The following is a 14,359-nucleotide window of genomic DNA, read 5'->3' as shown; positions in this document are numbered from 1 at the left end:
AACTACAAAATATATCGAGCATGGGTATAAACATAGTACCAACTTAATTCAAAATCATGAACTCTCGATACAAGCCGAAGGAATATGCTATTTAAAACATTCCAACAAAAAAACAAAACTAACGTTAGGTATATTTTTTTAATATATCCCTCCCACTACAAAATTCTAAAATTTGATACATAGTAGCGAATGACTCATTCGAAAAAGAATCACTAAAAAAAGAAGATTAAAGAAAAAAGAAAGATAACTAACCTACAAGATGGATATCTGTACTCTGACAACAGTTCAATATCTATAAATCTCCTTCTTTTTTTACAAACAAAACAGACGTGCTCTTTTTTCGAACCTATAGCTAATATTTATCTTTTAATTCAGCATTTTTTTTATTTTATGTATTTTACAACTGAACAACATTATATTACAGTTTTTGTTATATAATTACAACTGAGAAAATTGTCGAATATTCAGTAAAAATATTTTTTTTAGTTTTTTAACGAGCATCCCAAAGTTAATTCCCGATATTTGTCGAATATTCAGTGGGAAAAGTGTTTTTTGGGAATTTTCTTACAATCGTTTCGAAACTAATTCCAGTAAAATTGCCCTCCCATGAATTACTAAACAATCTTTCAAAACTAAGACTGTCGAAAAAAATTTTAATAGGAACGATACTAGCATTCGGTCTTCAGAGAACCAACTGTTCTAACGACGAATAAGGAGTCTTTTTTATAAAGAAATCCATCATGATGATTTTTGGGTGTAGCTAGAACAAATCATACATGTAAAAGTTTTTAGAAATACATGTTATTTTACAGTATATTGGTCTAATTGAGAGTGCCGATAATCTCTCAATTTGCCTCGATTTCTGTTTGAAAGTTGGATGCTTCATACTATTTCACCATCTTGTATTGCTTTAGTAAATTCCATATATCACATATCTCCACCATGTAAAATTCATCCATCTACACTCCACTTAAAGATGGAACGTCTACGGTAATCGTGTACCTAACGATATACAATTTACTCCTATATAGGAGTATGGTGCAGGCGTAATCTTTCAAGTTTGATATTGATAGAAGTACTCTATTTCTATCTGCTACAATACGAACAGATTTTAGAGATATTTCTTTCTCATCAATTATTGTCACAGGAGAATATTTTAACGTTCATATATAAACGGTTGCTATGGAAACAATATAGTTAATATTTTGTTTCCAAAAGCAATGTTTTTTAATAGTCTGTAGTTTTTCTTGTAAGTTTAAAGTATTAAATAAAATCTAATATAAATATATATCTTATATATTTAATTATTATAAAGATAAAACTTATATAGGATAGACAAAATGGATTATAGCTTTACTGTAACAAGGGTTTTGAACATACTAAAGCGTAAAAAAACATAAATGGTAAATAATAGGCACGAAAATACAAGTCTTATTAGCAGATAAAATCTACAAATAATCATAAATAAAAACATATATATCTACATAAAAAATGAAAAAAAATGATACATTATAAATCATATTTATTCATTCTCTACAGTTAATAGTAATCCACTATATTTCCACAAATTGTTTTTATTCATCCACAATACATTCACATAAATCATTATTTTACTAACATAATCCGGATTTTTCACATAACTCACATAAATATTGATGATTTTTAGTGGATGAAATATTAAAAGCCATTTATATCAATGATTACAGTAGTATGTTATTCACATTTGCTTTTATTTATATACTTATTCACAAGATTCAACTTTTTTTTGATGATTTTTTGTAGGTATGTGAATGTATTTTGTACAAATTATTACAAATAGGTATAAAAATATTTGTGGAAATTTAAATAGTTGCAGTACATTTATACATACCGATGTATAAAAAATGATCCTATTAATAATAGGATCGAGAATATTTGTCTATGATAAAGAATTACTAAATCGGTTTTTAATAAACGTATCAATACGAATAGCCCTCTACTTTGATTTTTTCAAAATAGAGAGCTGATTATGGTTAGTTAGCTTCCATTACCGCAAGTACGTCTTCTGCTGTTGTTACTGGAATATCAGTGCGTATTAACTGTTCAAAGGCACGCATAAAAGTAATTAGATTGAAATTATTAGGTACTTCAATAATGCGAAGCTTTTCTCTAGGTAGTTTATCTATCTTCTCAATGAACAACTCACGTATATCACTAGGAATAAAGCGTTCTTTATATCCTCGAGCCTTTAGGAGTTCACGCATTTCTATTTCTAAAGCCATGTAAGCATTTAGATTTGTACCCTGTTCATAAGCATATTTTCTAAACAGCGTTTCTTCTTGATACTTTAAATAGTTACGGTGATATGCTTTTTCTGTCACAGGGACAGCAAATTTGCATTTTAATAACTCATACGTTTTACGGAACAGTTTTTTTATGTTTCGAAGAGAGTACATAGAGAAATGCAATCCAAAATCAAAGATAGCTTGTTCTTTTTGTTCTTTTGGCACATGTTGTGCAATAAGAGGATAAATTCCCTCTTTAGCAGCAGTATCAAGGATTTGATATTGAGATGTTTGATTTAATAATTTTTTCAACGTATACACTAATTTTTTTGGATATTCTTCATTACGATCTATCATGTCACGCAAGCTATGAATTACGCTACGAATTTGTCGGTGACATGTATATTTAAGTACATGTATAAATTTATTCATGTCATGTGCGAACTCACCAATGTTTAGCTCTTGCAGTACAGATTCAATAAAACGAGCTTTACGGGCATATGTAGCTCTTGGTGTCAATGGATCTCGATATTGTATCTCTCCTGATTCTTTTGTACATAAGAAATCTGTATGTATTGATAAATATAAGGTTGTATATCTTTTTGTATTTTGAACCCCTTTTTGTAGTTTGCAAATTTTGAACAAAGGAGCCCCTGTACATGGTAATGCAGTTGTTAGTTCTGCCATCACTGCACGAATTTGATGCGGATATTTCTTATGTAGAAAGCGATACATTCCGCCAAAATGAGTTTTATTCCCTCTTTCATCTTGTTTGTCTAAGGAACGTTTTAGCGTAGTTTCGCTATGCTGTTGCATTGCAATATCCACGAATAGCTTCTTCGCTGCAATTGATAGTTCAAAGAAAGCTTTTGTAAATACAACTGGGCTAATATAAACATAAGCATTGGCTTTTTCAGTTTCTTCATTCATAAAATGAGTTAGCTTAATTGTATATCGGCCATCTAAATTCTTTTCAATTGTGATAATGTTATGTAGGCTTAATTTTCTTAATGCAATGTAGAATTGGGAATGTTGTATGTAAGAAAATTCTTCTTTATATTGCTTATAATCTTCCCACATCATATGTATTGTTACATTTGGAATGACCCCATTTGTATAGCATTTCTTATGTAGATATAAGAAGACCTCGAGATCTGCGTTTGTAATTCCATATAGTTTATGTTTTCTTCCCATAGTCTCTGAAGTAGTAGACAGTATACGGTGTGAAAAAGATGGTTTCGCCTGTGACACAAATCCATCTACATCAGCAACACGTTCCTCATATGTCATATGAGGAAGAATATCTTCAAGGTATGTATCTTTAAAGCTATAGTATTTCTCTTCAAAAGTTTCAACAAGCTTTTGCCAAGACTTCAAAGTTACTAAAACTGCATTGGTAGATTGTCCATTTAGAGAACGTTGATTACGAATAATGAATGATTTGCCCATCTTTTTCACCTCCTAGTTACAAATTCAGGAATATATTCAAAAATACTATAAAATATATCAAATATGATTATACCAAATCGAAATTTGATGGAATTTGTCCCTTTAAGAGAAAAAATAAAAAGATGAAAACAGCCTTAATCCCTTGTGTATCAAGGGATTGAGAAACTAGTGTTATTTTTTTTTGGAACATGATATAGCTATAAATTTTCATGTTAGAAGTAAGAAGAATAAATGATGAAAAACAGCTGATAAACATTATTAAATCAGCGTTTATAGGATGTTTTTGTAAATTCAAAAGGGACATGATATGGCTATAAATTTTCATGTTAAAAATAATTGAATTAAGCAGAAAATATCTTGTAAATATTGATTTTTAGGGGATTGTCAAGAAATTTTAATTATAAAAGGAACATGATAAGGCTAATTTAGTTTTCATGTTTGAATGAAAAAAGGGACATAATACCGCTGTAAATTTTCATGTTGTATAAATAGCTAAAATATAGTTAAAAACGTAGGAAATCTTTATATAAAGGGAATCTTGAGGTTTTTATTTGATTTAAAAGGAACATTATATAGCTATAAGTTTTCATGACTTATATTTTATCTACAAGAGAAATCCCTTTATATCAGGCTTTAAGCAGGTTTGAAAATATTTTTTTAATTACTAGAAAAAGTTACGTAATTATATTTTCGTTTCATGTTTTAATGAAAAGGGGAATGATATGGCTATAAATTTTCATCTTTATAAGAGCCTTTCATAGAAAAAGAGTGCATAAATGAAAGTTAGGATATTGTTGTAAATCGTTATATGAAACATTCTTTGGATTTTACAAATTGAAATCGTTTTGTATAATCAGTTAAAGAGATGGTTATATGCATACATAGTAGTACCCATAACTTTTTAACAGTAGAATAAAAAGAATTTTCTAATTCTATTTCTTGTTTTATAAAAAGGAACATCATATAGCTAATTGATTTCAAGTTTAGATATACAATAATTAAATTTATATAAGGAGCAGAATGTATATGGAAGATGTTCTACAATTGTTTAGAGATGCTTTATCAATAACAGAACCACTTTATAAACGAAATGAGCAATTGTGGCATAAATGGAATGCTTATTATGTTGAGGTTGAAGCTGATAAAAGTAAAATTGTAACTTCGGAGTACCTTTCTCCATCATTTTCAATGCTTGTACAATGGTTGGAGCAGCAACAAAGAAACGGTGTTTCTCCTTTAGATATATTTAAGAATATAGACGTGTATAAAATAAAAATTCATGAGACAATTGGTGCCTTTATTGCACAAGAATTTCGTAAAGAAGAGACATTTAATACTTTAGAGCATTCAATATCGGATGACCCTAATGTGAATATGACGGATAAGTATTTAGAAGTTAATAACTCCGCGGTGTATTATAAATTGAGAGACGGAATTGCAAAGAATCAATTCGAAGAAGATGAAAAAACAAAGCTAAAATCATACCCTATTGAGACCAAGGAGAGTAATGGGCTGGCCCAACTTTCTTCTCATAAAGATGAAGATCTAAGGTTAACAAATATTGAAGAAGCAGCAAGATGGAATACATTAGTAGATGGGGTAATGAGTAATATGGATGATTTAACTGCAGATTGTTTGGATACCATCACAATTCAATGGCTGAATGAAGCAAAATCACCGGATGAATTCATTGATTTTTCATATGAGCAAGTTTTAGAAATGTGTAGTATTTCAAAGGCAAATGCAAATGGCATAGAATACTATAGAGTAGAAGATAAAATTAAGGTGGCTAAACGCATTGCGGCTCTAGCAAGTATTTTTATATATTTAAATGATGAAAATGAAGTAGTAGTATTAAATGATCGTGCTGAAACAGGTCAACAATATGAGGTAAAGCGTGAAGTAATCAAAAGGTTATTTGTATTAGATTCTGTAGTTCTTTGGAGAGATAAAAATACAAATGAATATATGGGAATCGAGTCATGTCGAATTAAACCCGGAAGCTTTTTATCTAGTTATTTATATGGATCTAATAGTACTACTGCCCTATTATCAAAAAAGGCACTTGAATATAACAGCTATAGACATAAATATCATAAACGATTGATTCGTTATTTGACTTGGCAATGGAGAATTCGTCAGATGTTTTCTAGTTTAAAAAGACCGTATTCTATAGGTGGAGATAAAGGTTTGCTAGCGGTTATGGGTATAAACCAAAAACAAAAGCCGAATCGTATCCGCGAACAATTTGAAAATGTCCTTATTGATTTAGAAAAAGAAGGCGTAATCTCTTATTGGGAATATCAAAATGGTTTAGATGAGGAAAAACTGACGAAGAAGAATTGGTTTAAAAATTATTACTCACACTTAGGGATATTAATTTTACCACCAAAAGAATTAATTATCTCAATGGAAAATTTAGCGAAAAATAAATCGCTAGATACAATACATGAGGAAAGTCATTCAATAAAAATTGAAGAAAAATCATTGGATAGGAATGAAAGTGAACAAATAATTAGAGATAGAATCGAGTTTATCCATATAAAAAGGAACATAACTATGCGAGAACTCTCAGCAGAGATAGGTATATCGCAACCGACCCTATCTAGATTTTATAATAAAAAGACAAAACGCCTCTCTGAAACTGCGAGAGAAAAATTAAATCAATGGTATAAAAGACAAATGATTATAGATAAGATGTAAATGAAAACGTAAATTCTTATAAAAAAGAGTCCTATTTCTAGGACCCTTTTTTATATCATATATACATACTAATTACCAAATAAATTTGCGGTATCCAAATCATCATAATCTTCTTCTAACACTTCATCTTTAGATAATAATTCTTTTTCTGTTGGTTTAGTTTCTGGGTTAGAATTTCGTTTAATGTTTGTAGCTGTTTTATCATGTGCTTCTGTTTCTTGTTGAAAATTAATGTTTTCTTTTTTGGTAGCAAGATTTGAATCATTTAGTAGAATTCGTTTCACATCATTTAAAAAGTCTTCATCTTGAAGTAAGATTTCTTTTTGCATCTGTTGTTGAATTTTATAATCAGCCACGTCCTCTAAACCGTGTTTATCAATAAAATAACAGACAAGTTTATATAATGAATCAGCTATGTTACCTTGTGATTCGAACCATTTAAAGAATTCTTCATTTTCAATTTTTTTTAGGTTCCAAAAGAAGGAATCTCTCTTCTTTTCAGACATACTATCTCACCTTTTTTCGAGTAAGAATTTTCTTGATAACTTGCATCCCTTTAGCATTCATATCTACTGCGTATTTTTCTGGAATCCATAATAAGTACATACCAACTCGCTCACAGTACTCTAATAATTGATTATATAATTCATCTTTAAAAGTAACACTTCCCCCACCATATACACATAAAATTTCAGCTTCACTAGCAGTATTATTTACATACTTTTCATCTGTATCTTCTAAGATAAGTTCAGCCTGTTCTACTTTTGTGATATTAAAGTACCCAGTTGCTTCTTCATGATATTTATGGTCTGAATTTTGAAGGATTTGTGAGAATTGTTGGCGTTTAATGTTTGTTCCACGTTCTTGGTTTAATAGCTTAACAGCTTCTTCTGTAGCATGACCAACCCCGCGTCTTTCACCACTACAAGCATCAATTACTGGATTTACTCCAACAGTATATATATACTCAGTTGTTCCATCACCGATATCACAATGCAAGATTTTTTTATTTTTGAAGAAGGATCCGCTTGCTTTTTTGATTTCAAGTTTTTCTGCATATAGTTTAGTGAAATCAACAAACATTTCATCTTCGCCTTCAAGAATAGCAAATAACGGAGGAACGCCTTCTTGAGTAATGTTAGCACTATTAAATGTTAAGCTGACCGTTACTTGTTCTTCCCCTACATAAACAATTACAACATGATTGGAATTAGTAAAACGTTGTTCTAGGTGTTTAGCATTTACAGGTGTCCATTGGCTTGCTGGAATAGCTGAAATAAGATCAACAGTCACATTAATTGATTGTGGTAGTTGTTCAGATCTTTCCCATTCAAGCTGAACTGATTTATTTGCAATTAGTCCTAGCATATTAATTAACGGTAAATCATCATTATATTTTTGGCCTACTTTAATGTTCATGTTTTTTGGGTTTTTCCCTGTTAGCATTGCTCGATTACCAATAAAATACATCCCGGATCTTCTAATTGATTTACTAGCAATATTTACAAACATATTATCCACTAAATTAATTACATTTTTTTGAGTGTTTGTTTCTGTTACATTGGGCATTGAGTAAACGCTTTGATATACGTTTTTCATTTTTATGTATTCACCATTGATATAACCTTTAAAAGAATCGTTCCCAATATCGCCTTCAATGTCTATATGAAGATTATTCCCTTTTAAATCTGTCATTATATATCACCTCTATAATTTTTATTTCTTTTTTATATTTGTTAACTATATTATAGCTTAAATCCAGAGGAAAAACAAGATTTTATTAGGTATTGATATCGATAAAATATAAAATAAATATATTTTAAATATAATCCAACTGAAAATATATTTAAAATTGTTGTGTAAGTTGGTGGATTTGGAAATTCATTCTAATAAATATCCACTAGATATTTATTAGATATTACTGAAATATATTTTGTATATTAGTTAGACAGATTGGATTTTTTTAAGTTAATAGTATGTTTGGTGGGTAATTTGTATAAGTCCTGGAGAAGTTTTCTATATCCGTTGTTATGATTCCTCTAAGCTATTTTTAGAAATTAAAGTTAGACTTAAAGGTTTTAATTGTAATCTTCTTAAGAGAATCTGATATGTTAGAGATTGTATCCGAATCCCCTAACAACATAAACGTTATCGAAGTGTTATTTTAGTGTTTAAAATCGCGTGAACGCTATCCGTTATTACAGCGTCGCCCCCTTTAATATCAAGATTTTTGAGGGGATCTCAAGGAAGTGGTTATTAAGATGGCTGCAATGTTTACGAATAATAAATTCTCTAAAAAATGTTTAAAAATTACGTCAATACAAAATGTTCCATATCGTCTTTTTCCATATCATATATAATAAATGTATATAGATGACATGGTTATTAAACGTCTCATAAATAGGCAGTATGGAGGAAGTAAAATGAAGATAATAGAACTAGCAATTGAATTTGAATTTAATGGACAAAAAAATTACATTTATCCTAGCTTAATTCTATTAAATAATGAACTAAGCTTGGTCGATACAGGGTATACAAATTTTTTACCTTTAATCGAAAATGAGATTTTAAAAAATGAATATAAAATGAAGAATTTAAAGAATATAATTATTACTCACTATGATGAGGATCATATAGGTTCCTTATATGATTTCAAAGCAAAGTATCCCTGGATTAATATTATAGCTAGTGAAATTGAATCAAAATACATTAGTGGTGAAATGAAATCAGAGAGATTGGTCCAAGCCGAAGAAATGCTAGAAAATATGTCAAATGAAGAAATCGAATTTGGTAAATGGTTTATACATCGATTAAAAAATTTGAAGCATGTTTTAATTGATGAAAAGGTACATGATGATCATATGATTTTAGATAATAAATGTAGAGTAGTAGCAACACCCGGGCATACTTCAGGGCATATTTCATTATATTTTCCAAGTTTAAATAGTGTAATTACAGGGGATGCAGCTGTTAATGAGAATCAGGAATTGGCTATTGCTAATCCACACTTTTGTTTAAATGTTGAGAAAGCAAAACAATCTTTGAGAAAGATTAAAAATCTCAAAGCTGAAACATACTATTGTTATCATGGTGGGAAATTTACTTTATAATTGGAGCTAAACGTAATAGTTCGGTTCTCGAATTAAACAACTTTATTATTCAGCTGTATAACAATAATTATGAATACAATTAAAAATTATATAACATTAATACCTTTTCAATCATTTCATCGTTGGAAGGATATTGGCTTGTACAATCCAAGGAAATCTGAAGTCAACTTTTGATTTTTATCTAAAAAATAGGAAGCAGTTGTTCACTCTATATTTTTAATAATAAGTATGACTAAAATTACATCATAAGAGCAATCAATAATTAATGAAAGCAGTAATTAAAGTGAGTATTTTGTATATGATCCAATTTAATTATTTAAGTTCGAATTCATTTTTAGCAAATAAAGTAGTTGGATTGAAAAGTTTAAATTGTAATATTCTTAAGAGAATTTGATATTTTACAGAATGCATCTGAATTCCCTACAGTATAAACGTTATCGAAGTGTTATTTTAGTGTTTAACACTTCGATAACGCTATCCGTTTTTGTAGCGACTCCCCCTTTAATATCAACGTTTATGAGTTTTATTGAGAGAGATGCGACTGATACTAAGTTAGTTTATAAAGTTTGATAACAGATGTGCAAACTGATAAAGGTGAAAGTTGAGGATTAAGAAAGTTTTGTTTGTGAAATTTAGGAACGTATTAATTTGAATTTTTAGTTTTGTATAAATGATACAAACGAGCGGATCTATTCATTCTATATTTGTAATAGATACGCATAATTTAAGGAACAGCACAAGAATTAATCTACAAACTATTATAGCTATAATAGCGTATCAATGAAGTCTGGATAATATAGACCTGTACTATATCTACACATAAATTAGTTGCTAATTATTAAAGCGGCATCATTATGTCTAAATCGTATCGTTATATATAAGGTTAAAATATTCATTATAACACTTACTGAACGCTATAATAACGATCAGTACTTTAATGAAAGCAAAATCTTAATATAGTAAATTCTTCTCAACGTAGCTTAGTTTGAATCGAAGTATATCTATAAAGTGATATATTAATAATAAAATAAAGGAAATAAAATTTTTGATATTCAATATATAATTTCATTACAATAAGATTAAAAATTATAGGATGAGTGTTTATAAAGCGTTGAATTAACGCTTTATAAAACGTGAACGCTATGCGTTCATAAGCCGTTAAACCTATTAATATAAGGATGTGAAGCTATCTTTGCTTCGGGTATATAATGTAATTTTATTATGGATATGTTTTTTATTAACAGCACCCCTGGTCAGAGCGTTCATAAAGATCAACGATTTAGCAATAATGAAAGATTTAACTAGTAGGAGTATTTTATATTAGTATTATTAAATTAAAATTTTAATATTTCTATAGTATGGAGGTTATTGATTTGATTTTTTGGAAATTCATTGATTTATATGCTTTAAATGATTTACATAAAAAACGAAGTGAAGAGTATCAATATTCTTTTTCAACGAGCAATAGTCTAGATTATACGAACATAGAATCTTTTTACAAAGTGGGCTCCACCGACATCTATTTCAACATAAGTTATTTAAAGAATACAGATTATAGTTACGGGAAATTTCAGTATCAAAGTCCAATTCAATCTGGGGACCTACGAAATGATAGTGTAGTAGGAGATGTCTTTATACATAATGAGAAGAATAGGCCTAATGTCATATTCGTTCATGGTTGGCGAATGGATTCTAACGAGCGTGTAAAAAACATATTTCATAATAAAATTATGAAATATGTTTTATTTTACTCTGCCTTATCATTTTGAAAGAGAACCAGAACAATCTCGTTATAGTGGAGAGTACATGGTTAGCGCCAATATGGAACGAACAGTGCAAGCAAGTAGACAAGCAGTAATGGACTTAAGAGCGTTAATTCAGTGGATTAAAGTGAATAAAAGTGGTCCAGTAATTCTAATAGGCATTAGTTTAGGCGGATTTATTACAAACCTGACAGCTCTTGTTGAGTCTAAGATTGATGCATTAGCATCAATCTTTTATGCCAATCGAATGGCACATTCAATATGGAAGACACAGCCTGGTAAGTATATTAAAGAAGATTTACAAAAACATGGAGTTTCCTATGAGGATTTATTAAACTGTTGGGAAATTATAGAACCTAGTCAATCTTCCCCAAAAATCGATAAAGAAAATATTTTACTAATTTCTGCAAAGTATGATCAATATATTGATATTAACGATACTGATTATCTTTGGAATTCATGGGAAAGGCCAAAGAGATATGTATATAACTGTGGTCACACTGGAATTGTCTTAAAACGTAATAAAATTGCAACTGATACTCTAAATTTCATACGAGATCGAATTAAAATTTGATTTGAGGAACTATAATATAGAATTTGTGTATATATTTTTGTAACCTCCTCTACTTGAAATAATGCTACAAAAGTTTATAAATAATGAGTAACTTTCAGTGTGAATTCAGTATGAACGCTAGGCGTTCAAGTCGCGTTCTGCCTTTTAATATCAAGGGATTAAGATGTTTTTGATTTGTTTGAATTTAGAAAAGTATTTTGGATAAGAATAAGAAAAGACAGGAATTCTTGAGGGTTTTTCAATTAACAATATTATATTCTAAATCAATGTACCTTCTTTTCGTTGTATTTAGACAGTATGTATGATGCTTAGTAAAAATGTATAGCTATATGAACGTTTGATGAGTGTTATTTAGATGGATATTATTTCTAAAAATGTTTTGCTTTCGAAGTTAAATGTGTATTAAAAACAGATATAGGAGAAAACTATTTTGAAAAATGTGCACACGACATTGTGGAGATAGGTAAAAAAAAAAGCGGTAGTTACCGCTTTTTTTTACTAATTCGGATATGTGTTTGATAGAAAATGCATATCTGAATTAGTTCCGATTGAATAAACGTTGAATGAACGTTTTCTTAGTGTTATCTTGTTGTTCTTGGTGATCCTCATTTAACAATTGAATTGCTTTATCCAGTTTTTCTTGTAGTAACTGAATTTGCAAATCTTTTTCTTCTTTTTCTGAGCGTTCCTGTAATAATAAATTAATAATATCTTGGTTTTGTTGTACAATTTTTTCTTGTTGGTCAAACATATAGGAAAACTTATCTTGAATTATTGAAATATCCGTTTGTGAACGTTTTTGAAGTGTTATTTCAGTATCAGGTTCTTCTTGAACGCTATCCGTTTTCTTGGTGTTTTCTTCAACTATATCGATGCTTCGTGTAGCGGCCTCTTCTAATTTCCAGTTTTGATTTAGGTATTCCTTCATTTGTTTCAAGATATCTATATCATTTTCATAATAAATTCGTTGATTACGTTCATTTCTTTCAAATATGTACTCCATTTTTTCTAGTTCAATTGACCATCTACGAAGTGTATTAGTGTTAATATCCAGTTGCTTTGCTACTTCTTGTGCAAAATATCCATATTCCAAATTTCACACCTCCATTATTTGTGTGTTAGATATTCTTTCTTTATTAGGAGGATCATTCCTCTAAAAATAGAAATCTTTATAGGGGCTACAGAGTAAGGTTTTTTATTACTTTCAAAAGGGTTCCTGTGTAGATACTTGTGTATTAGGTTAGTCTATGTATCTAGTGTTGAGGTTAAATGAATTATAAACGCTATCCGTTTTCATAACGTTCACCTTTGAAAATAACAAAATATTTATTAAACAATACAATAATTAAGGAATTACTTAAAATCTTATTATTAAAAGTTTGTTTCCAATATAAGAATTTTACTAGATATATGTGCAAGAATCAAAGCTTTCATTAATAGAATTAGTATCTAGTTAATATTCTTTTAATTTAAAATACATAAAAAGTTAATGAGGGGATCTTTGTGAATGCTATCCGTTTAAGGAGCGTTTTACTAGTGAATAATAATACTCAATTTAAAAGGGGAGTATTATTTAGATTTTGAGTTTCTTAGATAGAAAAATTATATAACCTTTTATTGCGGCTCAATATGGATATTCTAGATATTTACAGTGATATTTCTGGCTCCTAAAACGGCTTATGGGGTGTCCGTAAACTTTTACAAAATCTAAAAAGTATTAGAGGTATGTAATCTTAAATGGAAATAATTTTATAAAGCTCAATTTAGAAGTTCATGTTTATTAGTATGGACCATCTTTTCAGAATGCATTCAATTGCTAATGATATTTTTATAAGACTATATAGAAGTGGGGGAAGAAGGGGAGCACATCCATGGGTTCAATTTGAAATAAATAGAATTTCATCAGATTTTAGGGAAGCCAATAATAGGCATCTACATAATTATTTATATGTTTTGCAAGTTTAATGGGATTCCCTAAAATTAGACAAAATAGAAAGACTTTTAGAATACTATATTAAATAAATCTTGTTTTTAAAAATAAAACCAATAAAAACATTAGAATAAATTATGATGCCTTTAATCATACTCTAACAAGCTATTCAGGATTTTCTCTTAGTAAATTTCAAAATTAATTTGATAGTAAATGAAGGATTATCCAGAAATAAATTAGTGTTAATCTCACACGTAAATTATCTGGAACTTCATAAAAAGTTCTATAAAATGATTTATATTTTGAAGTTTCTTGTGTCGAAAAATAACAGGTTTATGACCTTTTATAAGAGGATATGACAAATAGCCTTGCTATATTTGATTTTTTAAGCAAGGCTACATACTAGTATGATTTTTTTAATTTAATTATTTTATTCTAAGAAATTATAGAAAACAAATGGTTCTGGTGCAAAGGTAAAATAAAAGAGAATATAGCGCATATATTTCTAGCGGAATTGTATTTTATGCTGTTAGCCCAAACAATTGATGGATGAATTCTTTCTGGTT

General features: G+C 29.1%; 6 protein-coding genes and 1 pseudogene. 3 read left to right on the top strand and 4 right to left on the bottom strand.

What is annotated here, in order from left to right:
- Positions 1-2,012: 2,012 nt before the first annotated feature.
- Positions 2,013-3,713: a hypothetical protein gene (locus AZF08_RS19125; protein ID WP_033678873.1), complete on the bottom strand. Its 1,701-nt coding sequence runs from the start codon at positions 3,711-3,713 to the stop codon at positions 2,013-2,015.
- Between the two features lie 1,026 nt (positions 3,714-4,739).
- Here AZF08_RS19125 and AZF08_RS19120 point away from each other — a divergent pair.
- The gene (locus tag AZF08_RS19120) at positions 4,740-6,416 is read left to right on the top strand and encodes a helix-turn-helix domain-containing protein (protein ID WP_033678872.1); all 1,677 of its coding nucleotides are present in this window, start codon (positions 4,740-4,742) and stop codon (positions 6,414-6,416) included.
- 68 nt (positions 6,417-6,484) lie between these two features.
- Here the strand turns inward: AZF08_RS19120 and AZF08_RS19115 are convergent, their stop codons facing one another.
- Positions 6,485-6,922: a hypothetical protein gene (locus AZF08_RS19115; RefSeq protein WP_033678871.1), complete on the bottom strand. Its 438-nt coding sequence runs from the start codon at positions 6,920-6,922 to the stop codon at positions 6,485-6,487.
- Between the two features lies 1 nt (position 6,923).
- Entirely contained in the window at positions 6,924-8,111 is a 1,188-nt protein-coding gene (locus AZF08_RS19110) for a ParM/StbA family protein (RefSeq protein ID WP_033678870.1), read from the bottom strand.
- A gap of 728 nt (positions 8,112-8,839) precedes the next feature.
- On the opposite strand from AZF08_RS19110, the gene AZF08_RS19105 reads away from it, so the two are divergent.
- Together AZF08_RS19105 and AZF08_RS19100 are read left to right on the top strand one after the other, a co-directional pair.
- A complete protein-coding gene (locus AZF08_RS19105; RefSeq protein WP_033678869.1) occupies positions 8,840-9,526 on the top strand; it encodes an MBL fold metallo-hydrolase in 687 nt (228 codons plus the stop codon).
- Between the two features lie 1,358 nt (positions 9,527-10,884).
- A pseudogene (locus tag AZF08_RS19100) lies at positions 10,885-11,863 on the top strand (alpha/beta hydrolase).
- Positions 11,864-12,401: 538 nt separating this feature from the next.
- On the opposite strand, the gene AZF08_RS19095 reads toward AZF08_RS19100, so the two are convergent.
- The gene (locus AZF08_RS19095; RefSeq protein WP_033678868.1) at positions 12,402-12,956 is read right to left on the bottom strand and encodes a MerR family transcriptional regulator; all 555 of its coding nucleotides are present in this window, start codon (positions 12,954-12,956) and stop codon (positions 12,402-12,404) included.
- Positions 12,957-14,359 lie beyond the last annotated feature (1,403 nt).

Origin of the sequence: Bacillus gaemokensis (assembly GCF_001590835.1) — a bacterium.
Classification (GTDB): domain Bacteria; phylum Bacillota; class Bacilli; order Bacillales; family Bacillaceae_G; genus Bacillus_A; species Bacillus_A gaemokensis.
Note: the sequence above shows the minus strand (reverse complement) of the source record. Positions and strands in the feature narration are given on the sequence as shown.

Bases quoted from the DNA above. Each gene is read 5' to 3' on its own strand.
- AZF08_RS19125 (WP_033678873.1), bottom strand. From the start codon at position 3,713: ATGGGCAAATCATTCATTATTCGTAATCAACGTTCTCTAAATGGACAA.
- AZF08_RS19105 (WP_033678869.1), top strand. From the start codon at position 8,840: ATGAAGATAATAGAACTAGCAATTGAATTTGAATTTAATGGACAAAAA.
- AZF08_RS19110 (WP_033678870.1), bottom strand. From the start codon at position 8,111: ATGACAGATTTAAAAGGGAATAATCTTCATATAGACATTGAAGGCGAT.
- AZF08_RS19120 (WP_033678872.1), top strand. From the start codon at position 4,740: ATGGAAGATGTTCTACAATTGTTTAGAGATGCTTTATCAATAACAGAA.
- AZF08_RS19115 (WP_033678871.1), bottom strand. From the start codon at position 6,922: ATGTCTGAAAAGAAGAGAGATTCCTTCTTTTGGAACCTAAAAAAAATT.